General features: G+C 71.8%; 16 protein-coding genes and 3 pseudogenes. 8 read left to right on the top strand and 11 right to left on the bottom strand.

Translation table 11 applies throughout. The annotated features are described in order from the left end of the window. Nucleotides 1–637: 637 nt before the first annotated feature. A complete protein-coding gene (locus ACZ6TD_RS25920) occupies nucleotides 638–1,066 on the bottom strand; it encodes an ATP-binding protein (protein ID WP_020870239.1) in 429 nt (142 codons plus the stop codon). 91 nt (nucleotides 1,067–1,157) lie between these two features. Further along, nucleotides 1,158–1,499 (bottom strand): anti-sigma factor antagonist BldG, encoded by a 342-nt coding sequence (gene bldG, locus ACZ6TD_RS25915; RefSeq protein WP_014061729.1) that lies wholly within the window; start codon nucleotides 1,497–1,499, stop codon nucleotides 1,158–1,160. A 54-nt stretch (nucleotides 1,500–1,553) separates the two neighbouring features. On the opposite strand from bldG, the gene ACZ6TD_RS25910 reads away from it, so the two are divergent. Further along, nucleotides 1,554–4,010: a DEAD/DEAH box helicase gene (locus tag ACZ6TD_RS25910; RefSeq protein ID WP_471342002.1), complete on the top strand. Its 2,457-nt coding sequence runs from the start codon at nucleotides 1,554–1,556 to the stop codon at nucleotides 4,008–4,010. Between the two features lie 111 nt (nucleotides 4,011–4,121). Here the strand turns inward: ACZ6TD_RS25910 and ACZ6TD_RS25905 are convergent. The 7 genes and pseudogenes from ACZ6TD_RS25905 to ssd form a co-directional block, all read right to left on the bottom strand. Next, a pseudogene (locus ACZ6TD_RS25905) lies at nucleotides 4,122–4,319 on the bottom strand (Rv3654c family TadE-like protein); the annotation flags it as partial. 65 nt (nucleotides 4,320–4,384) lie between these two features. Beyond that, nucleotides 4,385–4,825 carry a TadE family type IV pilus minor pilin gene (locus tag ACZ6TD_RS25900; protein ID WP_471342001.1) on the bottom strand — a complete coding sequence of 147 codons (441 nt, stop codon included), beginning with the start codon at nucleotides 4,823–4,825 and terminating at the stop codon, nucleotides 4,385–4,387. Nucleotides 4,826–4,955: 130 nt separating this feature from the next. Further along, nucleotides 4,956–5,153, bottom strand: coding sequence for a DUF4244 domain-containing protein (locus tag ACZ6TD_RS25895; RefSeq protein ID WP_210945418.1), 198 nt, complete (start codon nucleotides 5,151–5,153; stop codon nucleotides 4,956–4,958). Between the two features lie 148 nt (nucleotides 5,154–5,301). Then, on the bottom strand, nucleotides 5,302–6,120 hold the full coding sequence (locus ACZ6TD_RS25890) for a type II secretion system F family protein (RefSeq protein WP_471341999.1): 819 nt from the start codon (nucleotides 6,118–6,120) through the stop codon (nucleotides 5,302–5,304). Next, a complete protein-coding gene (locus tag ACZ6TD_RS25885; RefSeq protein WP_471341998.1) occupies nucleotides 6,117–7,079 on the bottom strand; it encodes a type II secretion system F family protein in 963 nt (320 codons plus the stop codon). The genes ACZ6TD_RS25890 and ACZ6TD_RS25885 overlap by 4 nt, the downstream gene beginning before the upstream one ends. After that, a complete protein-coding gene (locus tag ACZ6TD_RS25880; protein WP_471341996.1) occupies nucleotides 7,076–8,242 on the bottom strand; it encodes a TadA family conjugal transfer-associated ATPase in 1,167 nt (388 codons plus the stop codon). Before ACZ6TD_RS25880 ends, ACZ6TD_RS25885 begins: the two co-directional genes overlap by 4 nt. Continuing rightward, on the bottom strand, nucleotides 8,239–9,348 hold the full coding sequence (gene ssd / locus ACZ6TD_RS25875; protein WP_471341995.1) for a septum site-determining protein Ssd: 1,110 nt from the start codon (nucleotides 9,346–9,348) through the stop codon (nucleotides 8,239–8,241). The genes ACZ6TD_RS25880 and ssd overlap by 4 nt, the downstream gene beginning before the upstream one ends. Before the next feature lie 453 nt (nucleotides 9,349–9,801). Here ssd and ACZ6TD_RS25870 point away from each other — a divergent pair, with 453 nt between their 5' ends. Continuing rightward, nucleotides 9,802–10,638 carry an HAD family hydrolase gene (locus ACZ6TD_RS25870; protein ID WP_471341992.1) on the top strand — a complete coding sequence of 279 codons (837 nt, stop codon included), beginning with the start codon at nucleotides 9,802–9,804 and terminating at the stop codon, nucleotides 10,636–10,638. Nucleotides 10,639–11,060: 422 nt separating this feature from the next. Here ACZ6TD_RS25870 and ACZ6TD_RS25865 read toward each other — a convergent pair whose 3' ends face one another. After that, nucleotides 11,061–11,888, bottom strand: coding sequence for a Fic family protein (locus ACZ6TD_RS25865; protein ID WP_470003272.1), 828 nt, complete (start codon nucleotides 11,886–11,888; stop codon nucleotides 11,061–11,063). Nucleotides 11,889–11,990: 102 nt separating this feature from the next. On the opposite strand from ACZ6TD_RS25865, the gene ACZ6TD_RS25860 reads away from it, so the two are divergent. Then, nucleotides 11,991–12,995: an ATP-binding protein gene (locus ACZ6TD_RS25860; protein WP_471341991.1), complete on the top strand. Its 1,005-nt coding sequence runs from the start codon at nucleotides 11,991–11,993 to the stop codon at nucleotides 12,993–12,995. Here ACZ6TD_RS25860 and ACZ6TD_RS25855 read toward each other — a convergent pair. After that, nucleotides 12,990–13,178: pseudogene (locus ACZ6TD_RS25855) on the bottom strand (hypothetical protein); the annotation flags it as partial. The gene ACZ6TD_RS25860 and the pseudogene ACZ6TD_RS25855 overlap by 6 nt on opposite strands. Before the next feature lie 583 nt (nucleotides 13,179–13,761). Between ACZ6TD_RS25855 and ACZ6TD_RS25850 the strand changes: the two are divergent. The 5 genes and pseudogenes from ACZ6TD_RS25850 to ACZ6TD_RS25830 all read left to right on the top strand — a co-directional run. Further along, nucleotides 13,762–14,796: pseudogene (locus ACZ6TD_RS25850) on the top strand (carbonic anhydrase); the annotation flags it as partial. 114 nt (nucleotides 14,797–14,910) lie between these two features. Next, nucleotides 14,911–16,872, top strand: a complete 1,962-nt coding sequence (gene acs, locus ACZ6TD_RS25845; protein WP_471341990.1) for an acetate--CoA ligase — start codon at nucleotides 14,911–14,913, stop codon at nucleotides 16,870–16,872. A 247-nt stretch (nucleotides 16,873–17,119) separates the two neighbouring features. Beyond that, nucleotides 17,120–18,511: a Na+/H+ antiporter NhaA gene (gene nhaA / locus ACZ6TD_RS25840; protein ID WP_471341989.1), complete on the top strand. Its 1,392-nt coding sequence runs from the start codon at nucleotides 17,120–17,122 to the stop codon at nucleotides 18,509–18,511. A 139-nt stretch (nucleotides 18,512–18,650) separates the two neighbouring features. Continuing rightward, complete coding sequence (locus tag ACZ6TD_RS25835) at nucleotides 18,651–19,112, top strand: phage holin family protein (RefSeq protein WP_470003268.1); 462 nt, start codon at nucleotides 18,651–18,653, stop codon at nucleotides 19,110–19,112. Beyond that, nucleotides 19,109–20,035, top strand: coding sequence for an alpha/beta fold hydrolase (locus ACZ6TD_RS25830; protein ID WP_471341988.1), 927 nt, complete (start codon nucleotides 19,109–19,111; stop codon nucleotides 20,033–20,035). Before ACZ6TD_RS25835 ends, ACZ6TD_RS25830 begins: the two co-directional genes overlap by 4 nt. The last annotated feature ends 18 nt before the right edge of the window (nucleotides 20,036–20,053 follow it).

Genomic DNA, 20,053 nt, shown 5'->3' with positions numbered 1-20,053 from the left:
ACGGATTGTAGGGAGCGTCACACGATCAAAACAGGGCGCCGGAATGGGAATTCCCCCGCACCAGCGAAGATCAATAGGTTTGGCGGTACGAATTCCTTCGGAAGAAGGAAGGTCGACAATTCGGTGACGGATGTAAAGTGATCTCTATAAATGATCTATATAGATGATCTCAATGACGATCTGGCGGTGATTGCACCGCACTGAGAAAAGCGCTGTTCAGAGCCTACGCTCGAGATCGAAAAAGCGCGCGCCGAGAGATGCGCCGGGGGTGCGACTGGGGCGCGTCCGTGCTGCGCCTGGACGATGCCGCCAGGCGGGTGCGGGCACGCCGACCACCGGACCGGCGATCTTGAAACGGCCGGTCCGGTGGTCCGGAAGATCGGGCGAGGGATGACGAGTAGATGCCCCTCGAGGGCCCGATTCGGCGGCCAGAGCAAAGTTCAGGCCCGCGCCTCGCCCCGGGGGCCCGCGCCGGGCCACCGGGGCGAGGCAAGAGGCCCTGGGCGAGGCAAGAGGCCCTGGGCGGGGCGAGAGGCCCGGCCCACTGGGGCAGGGTCCGAACCGGCGAGGACAGCGCCCCACCCGGTACGGGCGGAACCCGACCGGAGGGCTGGGCCACCAAAGGCCGTGGCTTGGGCTAGGACACCAGAGGCTGGGGCGAGGTCGGCCAGCTCATCCGGATCACTCCACCGGTCTCGCTGGTCGTCACCTCGACATCGTCGACGAGCCCGCTGATGACGGCGAGACCCATCTCGTCCTCGCCCTCGGCCTCGTCGTCCGCCTCCGGATGGGAGCCGGGCGCCAGGGCGGCCGAGGTCGGGGATTCGTCGCCGACCTCGATGGAGAACTTCTTCTCCTCCTCGGTCAGGATCACCCGCACCGGTGCCTCCACCCCATTGCTCAGGTGGAGTCCGACCGCACGCGTGCATGCCTCGCCGACCGCGAGCCGCACCTCGTCGAGCACGGCCTCATCCACCCCCGCCCGGCGCGCCACGGCCGCCGCGACAAGACGAGCGGTCCTGACGTGCTCGGGCAGCGCGCTGAAGCGGAGTTCGACGGTGGCCATGCCATCCCCCTCGGGCGTATGGGCGTGCGTATGGGGAGGGCCGGGCGAGCACGCCCGGAACCCCCTTCTGTGTCTTCCTTCGGCGATCTTGTCAGTCGGTCGCCGCGACAGCGTCCTCGACCGAGGTGTGAATCGGGAACACCTTGGTCAGGCCGGTGATGCGGAAGATCTTCAGAATGCGCTCCTGGTTGCAGACCAGGCGCAGCGAGCCCTCGTGGGCCCGCACTCGCTTGAGCCCGCCGACGAGCACGCCGAGTCCGGTGGAGTCGAGAAAGTCGACGCCCTCCATGTCGACGACCAGGTGGTAGTTGCCGTCGTTGACAAGCTCGACCAGCTGCTCGCGCAGCTTGGGCGCGGTGTATACATCAATCTCGCCACCGACCTCGACGACCGTGCGGTCATCGACGGTCCGAGTCGACAGGGACAGGTCCACGGATCCTCCAGCACCTTGCATCGAGCGGTCGCCCCCCATGGATCGGCAGCCGCGATGGCATTCAATCACTTACCAGCAGGCGTGCACGACGCCTTGAGACCATTGTCCGTCAGACCAGTGACACACTCGGTGTCGATGGCCGACAACCAAATCCCGCGGCAGGCGGGCATACGCCCCTCACCCCGGGCCGTCCTCGGTCGGCTGAGCACCGGGGCGAGCCGGAGCGCGCGCATCACTCATACGGAGCACTTGCCCCCGCGCCCGGGAACCCATGCCGACTGGCCCTCGGCGATCCGGCCGGAGGTGATCAACGCCATTCGCGCGGTCGGCATCGAGCGCCCCTGGGCCCACCAGGCGCGCACGGCCGAACACGCGCTGCGCGGCGAATCCGTGGTCGTGGCCACCGGAACCGCCTCCGGCAAGTCCCTCGCCTATCTGGCCCCCGTCCTCAGCACCCTGCTGGACGGCTCGGAGGAGCCCAGCGGCCGTGGGGCGACCGCCCTGTACCTCTCCCCCACCAAGGCGCTGGCCGCCGACCAGCGGCGCGCGGTGGCCGGCCTCACCGCCCCGCTGGGCACCGGCATCCGGGCGGCGGTCTACGACGGCGACACGCCCGTCGAGGAGCGCGAGTGGGTCCGGCAGTACGCGAACTACGTGCTCACCAACCCCGACATGCTCCACCGGGGCATCCTGCCCGGCCACCCCCGGTGGTCCTCCTTCCTGCGCGCTCTGCGCTATGTGGTGATCGACGAATGCCACACCTACCGGGGCGTCTTCGGCTCCCATGTGGCCCAGGTGCTGCGCAGACTGCGCCGCGTCTGCGCCCGTTACGGCTCCTCGCCGGTGTTCCTGCTCGCCTCGGCCACCGCCTCCGATCCGGCGGTCGCCGCGTGCCGGCTGACCGGCGTGCCCGTGGTGGAGATCACCGAGGACGGCTCGCCCCGCGGCGAGGTCGTCTTCGCCCTCTGGGAGCCGCCGCTGACCGAGCTCCACGGCGAGCAGGGCGCCCCCGTGCGCCGCACGGCCACGGCCGAGTCCGCGGACCTGCTCACCGACCTGGCCGTCCAGGGGGTCCGTACGGTCGCCTTCGTGCGCTCCCGGCGGGGCGCGGAGCTCATCGCGCTCATCGCCCAGGAGCGGCTCGCGGAGGTGGACCGCTCGCTGCCGGACCGGATCGCCGCCTACCGGGGCGGCTATCTCCCCGAGGAGCGCCGCGCCCTGGAGAGGGCCCTGCACTCCGGTGAGCTGCTGGGGCTCGCCGCCACCACCGCCCTTGAGCTGGGGATGGACATCGCCGGGCTGGACGCCGTGGTCGTGGCGGGCTATCCCGGCACCCGCGCCTCCCTGTGGCAGCAGGCGGGGCGGGCCGGGCGCACCGGCGAAGGGGCCCTCGCGATCCTGGTCGCCCGGGACGACCCGCTGGACACCTATCTCGTCCACCACCCGGACGCCCTCTTCCGGCAGCCGGTGGAGTCCACCGTCCTGGACCCGGACAACCCTTACGTCCTCGCGCCGCACCTGTGCGCTGCCGCGGCCGAGCTTCCGCTCACCGAGCCCGACCTGGAACTCTTCGGGCCCGCCACCGAGGAGCTGATGCCGCAGCTGGAGCAGCGCAAGCTGCTGCGCCGCCGGGCGAAGACCTGGCACTGGACCCGCCGCGAGCGCGCCGCCGACCTCACCGACATCCGCGGGGCGGGCGGCAGCCCGGTCCAGGTCGTGGAGGCGGCCACCGGGCGGCTGCTGGGCACCGTGGACGCCGCGGCGGCCCACACCACCGTCCATGAGGGCGCCGTCCACCTCCACCAGGGCCGGAGCTATCTCGTCAAACAGCTCGACCTCGACGACTCGGTCGCCCTGGTGGAGGAGGCCACTCCGCCCTACTCGACCACGGCCCGCGACACCACGGCGATCTCCATCCTGGAGACCACCACCGAGATCCCCTGGGGGGACGCGCGGCTGTGCTTCGGCTCGGTCGAGGTCACCAACCAGGTGGTCTCCTTCCTGCGCCGCAAGCTGATCACCGGTGAGGTCCTCGGCGAGTCCAAGCTGGACCTTCCGCCGCGCACCCTGCGCACCCGGGCGGTGTGGTGGACGGTGACCGACGACCAGCTCGAGGAGGCCCGGGTGCACCCCCAGGCCCTCGGCGGCGCCCTGCACGCCGCCGAGCACGCCTCGATCGGCATCCTGCCGCTCTTCGCCACCTGTGACCGCTGGGACATCGGCGGGGTGTCCATCCCGCTGCACCCCGACACGCTGCTGCCGACCGTCTTCGTCTACGACGGGCACCCGGGGGGCGCGGGCTTCGCCGAGCGCGCCTTCCACACGGCCGCCCGCTGGCTGGCGGCCACCCGTGAGGCGATCGCCGTCTGCGAGTGCGAGGCGGGATGCCCGTCCTGCATCCAGTCCCCCAAGTGCGGGAACGGCAACGACCCGTTGGACAAGAAGGCCGCCATCCGCCTGCTGACGACCCTGCTCGCCGGCGCCCCTGAGCAGCCGCCGGCCGCCGAGTGACCGCTCCCCGCCGCCCGGTGGGGACGGCGGTCCGGCGACCGGAGTGCCCGCAGGTCCCGCCCGCGCCCGGGCCCGAAGGGTGAACGGGCCGGTGCGCACCTCCGCCGTGAGATCCGCGATCTCACCGCTCAGGGCGCACCGCACCACGCGCGCCCCCTGCGCGGAGGCCACCCGCCGGGCGAGACCGCACGCCGTACGAGCCCCCTCCAAGCCGTGGTCCGCCGCCGCGAGCGCCGCCAGGTCGGCGGCTCCGCCCGCCCGATGGCGCGCCACCATGGCCTGCCCGGCCGCCAGCACGGCCGCGAACACCACGCACAGCGCCGTCGCGGCCAGAGCGGTCCAGACGGTGGCCGACCCCCGGTCGTCCGCCCTTCTCACGGGACCGCCTCCCGGGCCGCACCGCCCGCGCCATCCGCGCGGACCCTGCCCATCGCGTCGTCCGCGCCCACCGTGTCCTCGGCGAGCGCGGCGGCCTCGCCGCGCAGATTCACCGCCAGTGGACCGGGGCCGGCGGTGTGGGTCCGGACCCGCACCCGCACCAGGTCCCCCTCCCGCCACAGCTCGACCCGAGCCCCATCGGGTGCGGCCGAGCGGGCGGCGGCCATCGCGTCCGCCTTCGGCTCCGAACGCGCCGCCGCCCTCGCCCCGGCCCTGGCCGCGTCCACGCACTGAAGCTGCGCGGACGCGGCCATCAGCCCCCAGATCAGCATCAGGGCGAACAGCGCCAGCACCGGCAGCGCGACGGCCGCCTCCGCCGTGACGTAGCCGCTGTCCCGCGCAGGGTCCCGGGCCCCCGGGATGCCCGTCCTGGGCACGCTCCGGGCCCTCGGGACGCCGCCGCGGGCCCTCCGGACGCCACCGGACCTCCGGATGCCCCTGGCCCTCGGGACACCCCGCGCGCCGCTCCTGGCGCGCGAGCCCGTCCGCTCCCCCGCCCTCGGCGCCTCAGAACTGCGCATCGAGCGCCCGTCCGATGACCGACTGCAGCGCACCGCTGACGGCCCCGCTGGTCACCACCTTGTAGAGCACGGCGGCGAAACCGCATGCCGCGATCGTTCCCATCGCGTACTCGGCGGTGGTCATGCCCGCCTCGGCCTTTGCCCGCGCCGCCGCGTACCGCCGTACCCACCACTGCTTCACCATGTCGGCCCCCCCTTGTCCGTCCGCGGTGTCACCGACCGCGGTGTCGTCGTTCGTCGTTCTTCGTGCTGTTGTCGTGCAGCTGCCGCTCATGCGGCTGTCGTTGGTGCCGCTGTCGTTCGCTGTGTCGTCGTGGTGGTCCCGCCTGTGCTCAGGGGCCGTCTCCCGTCAGGCCGCGGGCCAGCCCGATCATCACCGGGACCAGACCGACCAGCAGGAACGCGGGGAGGAAGCAGCCCGCGAGCGGTGCGTTGACCAGCACACCGGTGCGGTCGGCCCGTCTCATCGCCTCCCGCCCCTGCTCGGCCCGGCATTCGGCCGCCAGCCGGGACATCGGCTCCACCGCCGGAGCGCCCGTTGTCCCGGCGCGTTCCAGGGCGCGCGCCAGCCCATGCGCTCCGGGCAGAGCGCTGATGCGCCCCCAGGCGTGGGCCGGTTCGCCGCCCAGCCGCAGCTCCGCCGCGGTCTGGGCAAGCCGCTCGCCGACCGGGCCGCCGAGCGAGCCTCCCACCGCCTCAGCCGCCTTCCGCGGACCCGCTCCGGCCGCCAGGCAGGCGGTCAGCAGATCGGCGGCCAGCGGAATCTGGCCCGCGGCGAGGGCCTCCAGGTGCCGGTCACGGCCGGGCCGCCCAGCCGTGGACAGGCGGTGCCGCTGCCACCGCCAGAGGCCGCAGGCCGAGGCGAGCCCCAGCACCCACCCCGACGGTCCTCCGACGAGGACGACGGCGACCGTCAGCGCGCCGCCCGGCGCGGCCCAGGCGGGCAGAGCGCCCGCACCGGCCCCGGCGCGCCATCGCCGCCACGGCCGGGCCCGCCGCGGCCGCGCGTCCTCCGCGCCCGGAAGCAGCATCGCCAGCCGTCGTCGGGCGCATCGCTCCCGACGGGCCTCGGCCATCGCCATCGCCGTGCACAGGGCCGCTGCCAGGAGGGACAGCGATATCCCCAGGCTGTGGACAACCTCGGCACTCATCGGCCATCCCGGCGATCCGCTGGGCCTCGGCTCAGGTGCTGATCCCCTCGCCGCCGCCCCGGCTCACGCGCGGCTCGCACCATCCGGCCGGTCCAGACCAGACCCGCCCACTCCAGCAGGCCGCCCAGCAGCAGACAGCTCAGCCCGGCCGGGGTGTGCAGCAGCACATGCAGCGGATCGGAGCCCATCAGGCCACCCAGCACCAGCCCGACGACGGGCAGCACGGCCAGCCCGAGGGCGGTGGCCTTGGCTCCCGCCAGCTTGGCGTCCAGGCTCTCCCGCTGGTCCCGCTCGGCGCGCAGCGCCGCCGCCACCCGGTCGAGCCCCGCCGCCAGCCCCGCCCCCTCGTCGACCGCCACCTGCCAGCAGGCCGCGACCCCGGTCAGCCCCTCGGCGCCCGGCAGCCGGGCCACCCTCCGCAGCGCGTCCGGCACATCCCCGCCGAACCGCGCCGCGGCCGTCACCAGCCCCCAACGCTCCCTCAGGTGGCCAGGGTCCACCGCCAGCAGCGCCTCGCCGGGATGCCGCCCGGCCCGCAGCTCGCCCGCCACGGTGGCACAGAGCTCGATCACCCCGGTGGCGCGCCGCACACGGTCCCGCTCGCTCCGCCGGGACCGCAGCCGGCGGCCGACGACCGGAGTGGCCAGCACCGCTCCGAGCAGCGGCAGAACCGACGCGCCCAGCAGCGCGATCACACATCCGACCGGCAGACACAGCAGCTCACGCCCCATCCGCCCGCCGTACGTGACCCGCCAGCGCTCCCGCAGCCAGGCGGCGGTCTCGGACAGCCGCCGCACCGGGTCGGCTCCCGCGGGCTCGACGGGTCCGCCGCCGGCCAACAGCAGCCTGGCCCGGCGCAGCTCCCGGTCCCGCCCGGTGAGCAGCCATAAGGCCGCCCCCACGCACAGCGTCGCGGCGCACAGCGTCAGCGCCCCCGGATCCGCTCCCGCGCCCGTCATGCCGCACCTCCGCCCCGTGCGCACAGCCGCTGGAGCCGCTGCCAGCCCGCCGCCCGCTCGAAGCCCCCCGGGCTCCAGACGGCCGCGGGGACGGTCGTGACGAAGCCCGCCCGGTCCCGGTCCAGCACATGCAGCTCGGCGACCCTGCGCCGCCCGGCGCGGTCCCGCACCAGATGGACCACGACCGACAGCGCCGCCGCCAACTGGCTGTGGAGCGCGGCCCGGTCCAGCCCGGCGGTCGAGCCGAGCGCCTCCAGCCGCGCGGGCACGTCGGCCGCCGTATTGGCGTGGACAGTGCCGCAGCCGCCCTCATGGCCGGTGTTCAGGGCTCCCAGGAGATCGGTGACCTCGGCGCCTCTCACCTCGCCTACCACCAGCCGGTCGGGCCGCATCCGCAGCGCCTGCCGCACCAGATCCCGCAGGGTGACCTGGCCCCGGCCCTCCTGGTTGGCGGGCCGGGTCTCCAGCCGGACCACATGCGGATGGTCGGGCCGCAGCTCGGCCGAGTCCTCGGCGAGGACGATCCGCTCCTGCGGACCGACCAGCCCCAGCAGAGTGCTCAGCAGCGTTGTCTTGCCCGAGCCAGTGCCGCCGCTGATCAGGTAGGACAGCCGGGCGTCCAGCATGGCCCGCAACAGCCGCGCACCGTCCGGCGGCACCGTCCCGGCCGTCTCAAGCTCCGCGAGGGAGAACGCCCGGGGGCGCACCACCCGCAGCGACAGACAAGTCGAGCCGACCGCGACCGGAGGGAGCACCGCATGCAGCCGGGTCCCGTCCGGCAGCCGGGCGTCCACCCACGGCCGGGCGTCGTCCAGCCGCCGCCCGGCCACCGCGGCGAGCCGCTGCGCGAGCCTGCGCACAGCGGGCGCGTCCACGAAGGTGACATCCGTGCGCTCCAGCCCCGAGCCGCGGTCCACCCACACCTCGTCGGGGGCGGTGACCAGGACGTCCGTGACATCGGGGGCGGCCAGCAACGGCTCCAGGGGCCCGGTGCCGACCAGCTCCGAGCGCAGGGCCTCCACCACCCCGAGCACCTCGGTGTCGCCGAGCAGCCGCCCCTCCTCGCGCAAGGCCGCCGCCACCCGCGCGGGTGTGGGCTCCGCGCCGCTCCCGGCCAGCCGCAGCCGCACCGCGTCCAGCAGATCCGGCGATACGACGCTCATGCGGTGACACCCCCCTCGTCGGCGAGGGCACGTGCCCAGAACTCGGCGCAGAACCGGCCGAGCGGGCCACGGGGGCTGCCGCCCGGGGGCTCCCCGCCCTCGAACGCGTCCGCCAGACCGGGCTCCGCTGGCAGCTGACCGGCGAGCGGGAGCCCGAGCAGCTCCGCGATCTCCTCGTCGCCGAGCTCCGGCCCGCACGGGCCCCGCACCACCGCGCGCAGATCCCGCAGCACCATGCCCGCCGTGGACGCCACCCGGTGGGCGGCCGCGACCGCTCGCAGCTCCGCCGGGACGACCAGCAGCCCGAGGTCGATCTGGGACAGCGCCTCGGCCGCCGCGTCGTCGACGCGGCGCGGCAGATCCACCACCACGACCCCGCCACGCCGTCTGGCGGCGGCCAGCACCGCCCGCATCGCGGACGGCGGGATGACGACCGAATCGCCGCGATCCCAGCTCAGCACCCGCAGCGCGTGCAGCTCGGGCAGCGACTCCTCCAGAGCGCTTCCGGCGACCCGCCCCCGCGACTCGGCGAAGGCGGGCCATCTCAGCCCCTGGGCGCCCTCGCCGCCGAGCAGCACATCGAGCCCGCCGCCCAGCGGATCGGCATCGATCAGCATGGTGCGCCGGCCGGAGCGAGCCGCCGTGACCGCCAGGGCGCAGGCGAGGGTGGAGGCGCCCGCGCCGCCGCGGCCGCCGATGACCCCGACGGTCAGGGCCTGCCGGCCCACGCCTTCGGCGACATCGGCGATCCGGTCGACCAGCCAGGTCTCGGCATCCGGCAGGAACGCCACATTGTCGGCGCCGAGCGCCACCGCCCGCCGCCAGATGCCGTGGTCGTCCAGATCGCGCCCGATGAGCAGCACCCCTCGTCTGCGGGCTCGGTCGGACAGCCGGGCGGCCGAGTCGTCGCCGACCAAAATCAGCGGTGCGGCCTCCCAGCTGCCCCGGCGGGTGAGCGCGCCATGCGCCACTTCCGGTTCCGCCCCGGCCGCCGCGCACAGCCGCAGCAGATCGTCGAGAAGCGCCTCGTCCTCGGTGACGATGAGCGGTCTGCTTCGCTGTCCTTCGGTCGCCGAAGGGCGTTCCGGTGTGATGGATGCAGTCACGATCCCCTCCCATATCCGTTACGCGCTCTCACTCCCGCGAACAGCGAGTGCGAGCACCGCGGAGAATCACCGTGCTGCGATCCAGGAAATCTTGGGGATCTTGGTCCAAAACCGTGGACAACTCATCAGTTGTGAATATCCCAGTCACCTAAACCAGTGACTTCCGGAGAGCAGCCTAGCGATTACGCACGGTTACCGCTCAGGCTGTGGAGAGGCGGGGCCGCACGGGCCCGAGGGAGGGGAGCAAGATCTCATGAGAACACCGGAAATGCGTCCGGACATGCGACGACCCCCGCCGGGGGGGAGAGCGGGGGTCGTCCCCACGGCCGACTCGGGGGGGGAGGAGTCGGGCCGGGTTAGCACGGTCGCGAACGATCCGTGACTTCCATGGTGTACCCGAGAGCCTTCTCAGGCAAACCCACGCGCCTCAGCTTACGCCGAATGGTGGGCCCTATGCTCGGCGTCGTGGAAAACCACTCCTTGCCTCGGACAGCTGCCTTCTTTGACCTGGACAAGACGGTCATTGCGAAGTCAAGCACTCTCACCTTCAGCAAGTCCTTCTACCGGGGTGGGCTGATCAACCGCCGAGCCGCACTGCGTACTGCCTATGCACAGTTTGTCTTCCTCGCCGGCCGCGCCGATCACGAGCAGATGGAGCGGATGCGTGAGTACCTCTCCGCGCTCTGCCGAGGATGGAATGTCCAGCAGGTCAAGGAGATCGTCGCGGAGACCCTGCACGACCTCATCGACCCCATCATCTACGACGAAGCCGCCTCGCTCATCGAGGAGCATCACACCGCCGGCCGCGACGTGGTGATCGTCAGCACCTCCGGGGCGGAGGTGGTCGAGCCGATCGGCGAGCTCCTGGGCGCGGACCGCGTGGTGGCCACTCGCATGGTCGTCGAGGACGGAGTGTTCACCGGAGAGGTGGAGTACTACGCCTATGGCCCGACCAAGGCGGAGGCGATCGCCGAGTTGGCGGAGTCGGAGGGCTACGACTTGTCGCGCTGTTACGCCTACAGCGATTCGGTGACCGATCTCCCGATGCTGGAGGCGGTCGGCCACCCCCATGCGGTCAACCCGGACCGGGCGCTGCGGCGCGAGGCGGCGGCCCGCGGCTGGCCGGTGCTCTCCTTCAACCGCCCGGTGCGGCTGAAGCAGCGCAGGCCCTCGCTCTCCATGCCACCGCGCCCGGTTCTCGCCGTGGCGGCGGCCGTCGGCGCGGCCGCCGCCACCGCCGGACTGCTGTGGTACACCAATCGACGCCGTGCCCTTTATGCCCGCATTTAGGGGTGACAGCAAAGATCTGCGGTGAGGGGTTCCGATTGGCCTCCCGCAGGAGTACAAAGGAATCGACGGCCCGCGAGACCAGGGGTATCCGGGAGGAAACCCTCAGACGCCAAGGCCCCACGGACCGAGCACAGATGCTGAGCACCCACGCGACGTCGACCCGTCGATTACGGGCCAGCCGCACCAGGTGACGGGCAGAAGTTCCCGACCTGATGGGCGAATGAGATTGCACGCATGGTAACCCGGCAGATGTGCCAGCGGCGGTGCCCACGTGGTACCGCCGCAACTCTTGTCCGGGGTCAGCCCACCCTGCCCGGGGTCAGCCCGCCTTGCCCGCCGTCAGACCGCACCCGTCCCGCGTCAGCCCGCGCCTTTCCGACGCCAGGCCACGCCTTTCCGACGTCGGATCACGCACATCCGCGTCAGGCCGCCCCGCGCTGCAGGGCCTCGCAGACCGCCGTGGACTCCCGCACCCCGAGCTCAACCGCCCGTCCGCAGTGCGCGATCCACACCGCCATCCCCTCCGGCGTCCCGGACGCATAGCCCTCCAGCGCCGCCATGTACGGCGCGGCACCCAGCTCCGCGTACCCCACCTCGGCCGGGCAGATGGACTTCGGATCGAGACCGCTGCCGACCAGCACGATCCGTTCGGCCGCGCGCGCCACCAGACCATTGCGGGAGACGAAGGGCCGCAGGGCGAGCAGTTCGCCATGCACCACCGCCGCCGTCACCAGCGCCGGAGCCTCGCTGCCCGCGAGCAGCAGCCGGGCCAGCCCATCGAGCCGCCCCGCCACCTCGTCCGCGTCCGGCAGCGGCAGATCGGACCCGATCAGCGGCTCGTCGACCGGCTCACCCGACTGCCTCGGGCGGCCGATCCTCTCGTCGCCCTCCGCCCCGCCCGCCGCGACCAGATGCAGCCGGGCCAGCACCCGCAGCGGCGACTGCCGCCAGATACTCAACAGCTGCCCCGCCTCGGCGGTCAGCCGCAGCGCCGCCCCCACCGTGCGCGGCTCGCCCTCGGCCCCGAAGTCGGTGCGGCGACGCACCTCTTCCAGCGCCCAGTCCGCACCGGCCAGCGCGGCCGAACCCCGCGCCCCGCGCAATGCCGCCTCGGAGGTGACCTCATTGCTGCGGCGGCGCATCACCCGATGCCCATAGACCCGGTCCACGGCGGTCCGTACGGCGTTCACGGACTCGGTCACACCGGGCAGCGCGGCCAGGGCGGCGAGCGGATCAGCTGACGTACTCATGAGTACGACACTACGCACCTCGCACCGGGCACCCCTCGTTGGAGTGGTGTTCTTCACGTAAATCCCTCATGGTCCGGGATCACTCACCTACGCTAGGTGAACATGAAGATCGCTTTCGTAGGCAAGGGTGGAAGCGGCAAGACCACGCTGTCGTCGCTGTTCATCCGCCACCTCGCCACCACCCACGCCCCCGTCGTCGCAGTCGACGCCGATATCAACCAGCACCTGGGTGTGGCGCTCGGACTCGACGAGGCGGAGGCCGCCGCACTGCCCGCCATGGGCGCCCATCTCCCGCTGATCAAGGACTACTTGCGCGGCACGAACCCCCGCATCGCCTCCGCCGAGACCATGATCAAGACCACCCCGCCGGGTGAGGGCTCGCGGCTGCTGCGGATCGGCGAGGACAACCCCGTCTACCAGGCATGCGCCCGCACCCTGTCGCTCGACAACGGGTCGGTGCGGCTGATGGCGACCGGCCCCTTCACCGAATCCGACCTCGGTGTCGCCTGCTACCACTCCAAGGTCGGCGCGATCGAGCTGTGTCTGAACCATCTGGTCGACGGGCGCGGCGAGTTCATCGTCGTCGACATGACGGCGGGCAGCGACTCGTTCGCCTCCGGCCTCTTCACCCGCTTCGACATGACGTTCCTGGTGGCCGAGCCCACACGTAAGGGCGTCTCCGTCTACCGCCAGTACAAGGAGTACGCCCGCGACTTCGATGTGGCGCTCCGGGTGGTCGGCAACAAGGTGCAGGGTCCGGACGACCTGGACTTCCTCCGGGCGGAGGTGGGCGATGACCTGCTGGTCGCGTTCGGCCACTCCGACTGGGTCCGGGCGATGGAGAAGGGCCGTGCGCCCCGGTTCGAGGAGTTGGAGGAGACGAACCGCGACGCGCTGCGGACACTGCAGGACGCGGTGGACGCCTCGTACGAACGGCGCGACTGGCAGCGATACACCCGCCAGATGGTGCACTTCCACCTGAAGAACGCGCAGAGCTGGGGGAACGAGAAGACGGGTGCCGACCTTGCCGCCCAGGTCGACCCCGCCTTCGGGCTGCGGGAGTTCGCGCCGGGGGAGAGCTCGGCGGCTACTCCCGCTCCCGCTTAGCCGTCCGAAGCGGACGCAGCGCACCCCCTTGCGCGGGCAGACATCCTCGATGACGTCCTCCCCGGCGCGCATATACGTTCCGCCGTTCCAGGACTCGAAGTGATTGCCGATGAACAGCGGCGCCCGGTTGCCCTCGTACGCCCGGTCGAAGGCGGCGAGCACGCCGTCGCGCATCGGACGGCCCCGGGCGGAACGTTAGAGCCCCTTGCCCCTGCTTCTCGCGCGGCTTGTTGGCTGGATAGCAGCAAACTTCGCATGCACACAGAAAATGACGGATAGCGGCAAGGCATTCTAAATTACTATTCACCCCATAGGGGGAATACCGGCTCACTTTCTCCCAAAAGACTTCCCAGCGACTTTACTCGGCATTACGATTCATTTACCAACGCTTGAAGCTCAGTACCGCAGTACGCCGTGACCCACGGCCGCGCCCCTATCCGCGACCGAAGCCCCGGAGGAGACGGGAATGTTGAAGCTCTTGGACCGGATCCACCGGGTCTCCCGCCTCAGACGCGGAGATCTCTCCGCCTCGACCGTCCTCTTCCGGTTCGCCGTTCCCCTCTCACTGGGCATCGCCTCTATCTCGCTGGGCATCGCATCGGCCTGCGGCGCATCGCCCCGGGCGGGACTCATGGCTGCCACCGCGGCCCTCGCGATCACCCTCCTCGCGATGCCCCTCCGGTCCTCGGCCTCCCGGCGGTCTGCGGGCTCCGGGCGGGCGGCGGGCTCCCGGCGGCACCCGGGCTCCCGGCGGCACCCGGGCTCCGGGCGAGCGGCGGCCGATGGACGGGCGGCGCGGCGGGTCGCGGAGGCGGGCGGCACCCGGGCCTGCCGACCGTGGACGCCGTGGCGCGATCACCACTGCACCCGTCCTGCCCCGGCGGCTGCGGGCGTCGGGGCGAGCGTCGCTGCCGACAGGGACGCGGCCGGTCAGCTGCTCGGCGGGGTGAGCGCGTTCCAGCGCCATACGGCACCGCTGGTCCGCGATGAGCTGGCCCGGCTGGCGCGGGAGGGGCAGCGGCCCAGCCAGCTTTTCCTCACCTGCGCCGACTCCCGCCTGGTGACCAGCATGATCACCTCCAGCGGCCCCGGCGATCTGTTCACCGTGCGCAATGTCGGCAATCTGGTGCCACCACCGGGCTCCGATGACTCCTGCGACTCGGTGGGCGCGGCGATCGAGTACGCGGTGGAGGTACTGAAGATCAGCAGCATCACGGTGTGCGGCCACTCCGGATGCGGTGCGATGCAGGCGCTGCTCGACTCATCGACGCCGGTCCGCACACCGCCCCAGCCCGGGGCGTCCGGCAGCGGGGCCGAGGCACCCGGCGGACCTGGGGCGTCCACCGGCGGGCCCGGGGCATTCCCCAACGGGGGCCGCACGCCGCTGGAGCGCTGGCTGCGCCACGGCAGACCGGCGCTGGCGCGGATGGAGCGGATCGGCCGGCTGGGGCGCGGTGAGGTCGCCCTGTCGAGCCGGGCGGTGGCCGACGATGTGGAGCGGCTGGCGCTGGTCAATGTGAGACAGCAGCTCGACCATCTGATGGCGCACGCCTGTGTGGCACGGCGGGTGGCGGAGGGCGGGCTGGCGCTGCACGGCATGTATTTCCAGGTGGCGGAAGCCCAGGCGTATGTCCTGGACACGGGTACGGGGAGGTTTCTGCCCGTCCGCCCGGACCATGGCGCGCCGGCGCCCGTCTGCCTCGCCACCACGGCGGCCCCCACCCGGCCTGGAAGGGGCCATTCCGGCGTGGCGGAGCGGGGCGGCGACCCCGTCCAGGGCGCCCTGGAGCTGGGGCGGTGACGTACGTGATGACAGGTCTAAACCAATTTTCGGCGACAGCCCTTGTCAGGGTGTGCCGTTGGCTGATGAGCTATGGCCTGGGACACAACGGACACCCTGGGAATGGGAGATGTCGTGAGTAACGAGAGCCTGGCCAACCTTCTTCGGGAGGAGCGTCGCTTCGCGCCGCCCGCCGAGCTGACCGCGAACGCCAATGTCACGGCCGAGGCGTATGAGCGGGCGAAGGTGGACCGCCTGGGCTTCTGGGCCGAGCAGGCCCGTCGGCTGTCCTGGGCGACCGCGCCGACCGAGACACTCGACTGGTCGAACCCGCCGTTCGCGAAGTGGTTCGCCGACGGCAAGCTCAATGTGGCGTACAACTGCGTCGACCGGCACGTCGAGAACGGCCTGGGCGACCGGGTGGCGCTCCATTTCGAGGGCGAGCCCGGCGACACCCGCTCCCTCACCTACGCCGAGCTGCAGCGGGAGGTCTCCCAAGCGGCCCACGCACTGGCCGAGTTGGGGGTCCGGTCGGGCGACCGGGTCGCCATCTATATGCCGATGATCCCGGAGACCGTGGTCGCGATGCTGGCCTGCGCCCGTATCGGTGCCCCGCATTCGGTGGTCTTCGGCGGCTTCTCGGCCGACGCTCTCGCCACCCGTATCCAGGACGCCGACGCCCGGGTCGTCATCACCGCCGACGGCGGCTACCGCCGTGGCAAGCCGTCCGCGCTCAAGCCCGCCGTCGACGAGGCGCTCACCCGGCCCGGCACCGAGAACGTGCGCAATGTGCTGGTCGTCCGCCGCACCGGCCAGGAGGTGGACTGGAGCGAGGGCCGCGACGTCTGGTGGCACGAGATCGTGGAGCGCCAGCCGGAGCAGCACACCCCCGAGGCGTTCGACGCCGAGCACCCGCTGTTCATCCTCTACACCTCGGGTACGACCGGTAAGCCCAAGGGCATCCTGCACACCTCCGGCGGCTACCTCACCCAGGTCGCCTACACCCACCACGCCGTCTTCGACCTCAAGCCGGAGACCGATGTCTTCTGGTGCACGGCGGACGTCGGCTGGGTCACCGGCCACTCGTACATCGTCTACGGCCCGCTCTCCAACGGCGCCACCGAGGTGCTCTACGAGGGCACCCCGGACACCCCGCACCAGGGCCGCTGGTGGGAGATCGTCCAGAAGTACGGGGTCACCATCCTGTACACGGCCCCGACCGCGATCCGCGCCTGCATGAAGTGGGGCGACGACATCCCGGCCAAGTTCGACCTCTCCTCGCTGCGGATCCTCGGCTCCGTCGGCGAGCCCATCAACCCCGAGGCATGGGTCTGGTACCGCAAGCACATCGGCGCGGACACCACGCCCGTCGTCGACACCTGGTGGCAGACCGAGACCGGCGGCATCATGATCAGCCCGCTGCCGGGTGTCACCGCCACCAAGCCCGGTTCGGCCCAGGTCGCGCTGCCGGGCATCGCCGCCACCGTCGTGGACGACGAGGCCAATGAGGTGCCGAACGGCCATGGCGGCTATCTGGTGCTCACCGAGCCGTGGCCGTCCATGCTCCGCACCATCTGGGGCGACGACCAGCGCTACCTGGACACCTACTGGTCCCGCTTCGACAAGCGCTACTTCGCGGGCGACGGCGCCAAGAAGGACGACGACGGCGACATCTGGCTGCTCGGCCGGGTCGACGATGTGATGCTGGTCTCCGGCCACAACATCTCCACGACCGAGGTCGAGTCGGCGCTCGTCTCACACCCCAAGGTCGCCGAGGCGGCGGTCGTCGGCGCCACCGACCCGCAGACCACCCAGGCCATCTGCGCGTTCGTCATCCTGCGCGGCGGCGCGGCCGAGGACGCGGGCCTGGTCGAGGAGTTGCGGGCGCATGTGGCCAAGCAGCTCGGCCCGATCGCCAAGCCCAAGCGGATCCTGCCGGTGGCCGAGCTGCCCAAGACCCGCTCCGGCAAGATCATGCGCCGTCTGCTGCGCGATGTCGCCGAGAACCGGGCGCTGGGCGATGTCACCACGCTCACCGACTCCTCCGTCATGGAGCTGATCCAGAGCAAGCTGCCCTCCGCCCCCAGCGAGGACTGATCCCAGCACCCGCGCCGAACTGACGAGGGGCGCTCCCGCCTGGCGGGGGCGCCCCTCCGGCCGGCTGCCGCCGGTAGCTGTCGCGGGCGGAGGGCGGCTGCCGCCGGTAGCTGTCACGGGCGGGGGGCGGCTGTCGCAGGTGGCTGTCGCGTAAAAATTGCGACAAGATGATGGACAGGAGCGCCGGGAAGTCTGGTCGGCATACGCCACACGTGTATCCGCACCTCGACCCCCAGGAGGCCCGCCCGTGGCCGCGCCCACCAGCCGCAAGTTCCTCGGACGTCTGTCGTTGCCCGAGCGGACCTTCGTCACCGACGCGCTGCGCACCGAGACCGTCGGCGGCGTGATCCTCCTGGTGGCCGCCATCGTGGCGTTGATCCTCGCCAACACCCCCCTCAGCGGCGTCTACGGCGACATCAGGGACTTCTCCTTCGGCCCCGAGGCGCTGCATCTGCGTCTCTCGGTCGCCTCCTGGGCCACCGACGGCCTGCTGACGATCTTCTTCTTCGTCGCCGGTATCGAACTCAAGCGCGAGCTGGTCGCGGGCGAGCTGCGCGACCCCAAGGCCGCCGCGCTGCCCGTGATCGCCGCCGTCTGCGGCATGGCCGTGCCCGCGCTCGTCTACGTCACCGTCAGCGCGAGCGGCGGCGGCAGTCTCAGGGGCTGGGCCGTGCCGACCGCCACCGATATCGCCTTCGCGCTCGCCGTCCTCGCCGTGATCGGCACCGCGCTGCCCGCCGCGCTGCGCGCCTTCCTGCTCACCCTCGCGGTCGTCGACGACCTCGGCGCGATCCTCATCATCGCGATCTTCTTCACCCAACACATCAACTTCGTCGCCCTGATCCTGTCCGTCGCCGCGCTCGCCCTCTTCTGGCTGCTGCAGCGCAAGGGCGTCCGGACGGCCTGGATCTACCTCCCGCTCGCCGTGGTGACCTGGGCGCTGATGCACGCCAGCGGAGTGCATGCCACCATCTCCGGCGTCGCGATGGGCCTGATGCTGCGCTGCACCGTACGGGAGGGCGAGGAGCGCTCCCCCGCCGAGCGCGTCGAGCACCGGGTGCGACCGGTGTCGGCGGGTGTGGCGGTGCCGCTGTTCGCGCTGTTCGCGGCCGGGGTGCCGCTCTCCGGCGGCGCCGTGGCGGATGTCTTCACCCGCCCGGAGACCCTCGGCGTCGTCCTCGGTCTCGTCGTGGGCAAGGCCGTCGGCGTCTTCGGCGGCTCCTGGTGCGCCGCCCGCTTCACCAGGGCCGAGCTGAACGAAGACCTGGCCTGGGCCGATGTCTTCGCCGTGGCCACCCTCGCCGGAATCGGCTTCACCGTCTCCCTCCTCATCGACGAACTCGCCTTCCCCGGCGATCCCACGCTCGCCGAGGAGGTCAAGGCTGCGGTCCTCATCGGCTCGCTGAGCGCCGCCCTGTTCGCCGGGATCCTTCTCAAACTGCGCAACACCAAGTACCAGCGACTGTGTCAGGAGGAGGAGCGGGACGAGGACATGGACGGCATCCCGGATGTCTATGAGCTCGACAGCCCCGCATACCACCTGCGGATGGCCGCCATTCACGAGGCAAAGGCCGCCGAGCACCGACGGCTTGCCGAAGTGGCTGCCGCGAACGACTCCGGCGACGATGGTCCGGCATGATCTGAGAGGCTTGACACCCGCAGAAATGCGCAGAAGAGGTAGCAAGCACTGACGACGTGCCAAGCGCGGGCGACGCAGAACGAGCAGCAAGACGCACAAGACACGAGCGTAAGACGCACAAGAGCAGAGGGAGATGGCGATGAGCGCAGCCGACGACGGCGGCAACCGCAGCCTCGGCCAGCTGGTGGCGACGGCGACCACCGAGCTGTCGGCGCTGGTGCACGACGAGATCGCGCTGGCCAAGGCCGAGCTCCGGGTGGGGGCCAAGAAGGCCGCGGTCGGCAGCGGCGCGGGGATGGTGGCCGGAGTGCTGCTGCTGTTCTCGCTGCCGGTGCTGAGCTTCGCCCTCGCCTATGGGATGCGCTCGTGGACCGGCCTCGGCCTCGCCTGGTGCTTCCTGATCGTGGGCGGGATCTACTGGCTGTTCGCGGGGATCCTGGGTCTGCTGGCGCTGCTGAAGTTCAAGAAGGTCAAGGCCCCGAAGCGGTCGATTTCCTCGTCCAAGGAGACGGCCGCCGTACTGGGGAGCGTCAAGCCGCATCCGCGTGCCGAGAGCAATGGCGGACGCCCGGCCCGGGATGTGACACGCTCGTCGGCATGACCGTCCCTGATACCTCCGCGTCGGTCGTACGGCTCGACGGCCCCTGGACCCACCGGGATGTCGCGGCCAACGGCGCGCGCTTCCACATCGCCGAGCTGGGTGACGGCCCACTGGTGCTGCTGCTGCACGGCTTTCCGCAGTTCTGGTGGACCTGGCGGCACCAACTGCCCGCGCTCGCCGACGCCGGCTATCGCGCGGTCGCGATGGATCTGCGCGGGGTGGGCGGCAGCGACCGTACGCCACGGGGCTACGACCCGGCCAACCTCGCCCTCGACATCACCGGTGTGATCCGCTCGCTGGGCGAGCCAGACGCCGCCCTCGTGGGCCATGACCTGGGCGGATACCTGGCCTGGACGGCCGCCGTGATGCGGCCGAAGCTGGTGCGGCGGCTCGCGGTGGCCTCGATGCCGCATCCCCGCCGCTGGCGCTCGGCGATGGTCGCGGACGTCAAGCAGAGCGCCGCCGGCTCCCATATCTGGGGCTTCCAACGGCCCTGGCTGCCCGAGCGCCGGCTGGTCGCGGACGACGCGGCGGCCGTGGGGCGGCTGATCCGGGACTGGTCCGGACCGCGGCTGCCCGAGGACGAGGCGGTGGAGGTCTACCGGCGGGCGATGTGCATCCCCTCGACCGCGCACTGCTCGATCGAACCGTACCGCTGGATGGTGCGGTCGCTGGCACGGCCGGACGGTTTTCAGTTCAACCGGCGGATGAAGCGGCCGGTGCGGGTGCCGACCCTGCATCTGCACGGGTCACTCGACCCGGTGATGCGCACCCGCAGCGCGGCGGGCTCCGGGGAGTATGTCGAGGCCCCCTACCGCTGGCGGCTCTTCGACGGGCTCGGCCACTTCCCGCACGAGGAGGACCCCCGGGCCTTCAGCACCGAGCTGATCAACTGGCTGAAGGACCCCGAACCCGACCGCTGAGCGTCATCGGACGTACGC

The sequence above is a fragment of the Streptomyces yongxingensis genome (genome assembly GCF_055597465.1).
The sequence above is the reverse complement of the archived record's forward strand: the minus strand, read 5'-3'. Positions and strand labels throughout refer to the sequence as shown.

Coding starts and splice junctions, on each gene's coding strand:
- ACZ6TD_RS25880 (WP_471341996.1), bottom strand. CDS start 8,242: ATGAGCGTCGTATCGCCGGATCTGCTGGACGCGGTGCGGCTGCGGCTG.
- ACZ6TD_RS25920 (WP_020870239.1), bottom strand. CDS start 1,066: ATGGCCACCGTCGAACTCCGCTTCAGCGCGCTGCCCGAGCACGTCAGG.
- ACZ6TD_RS25860 (WP_471341991.1), top strand. CDS start 11,991: ATGAAGATCGCTTTCGTAGGCAAGGGTGGAAGCGGCAAGACCACGCTG.
- ACZ6TD_RS25885 (WP_471341998.1), bottom strand. CDS start 7,079: ATGACGGGCGCGGGAGCGGATCCGGGGGCGCTGACGCTGTGCGCCGCG.
- ACZ6TD_RS25865 (WP_470003272.1), bottom strand. CDS start 11,888: ATGAGTACGTCAGCTGATCCGCTCGCCGCCCTGGCCGCGCTGCCCGGT.
- ACZ6TD_RS25890 (WP_471341999.1), bottom strand. CDS start 6,120: ATGAGTGCCGAGGTTGTCCACAGCCTGGGGATATCGCTGTCCCTCCTG.
- ACZ6TD_RS25910 (WP_471342002.1), top strand. CDS start 1,554: ATGGCATTCAATCACTTACCAGCAGGCGTGCACGACGCCTTGAGACCA.
- ACZ6TD_RS25835 (WP_470003268.1), top strand. CDS start 18,651: ATGAGCGCAGCCGACGACGGCGGCAACCGCAGCCTCGGCCAGCTGGTG.
- ACZ6TD_RS25870 (WP_471341992.1), top strand. CDS start 9,802: ATGCTCGGCGTCGTGGAAAACCACTCCTTGCCTCGGACAGCTGCCTTC.
- ACZ6TD_RS25830 (WP_471341988.1), top strand. CDS start 19,109: ATGACCGTCCCTGATACCTCCGCGTCGGTCGTACGGCTCGACGGCCCC.
- ACZ6TD_RS25895 (WP_210945418.1), bottom strand. CDS start 5,153: ATGGTGAAGCAGTGGTGGGTACGGCGGTACGCGGCGGCGCGGGCAAAG.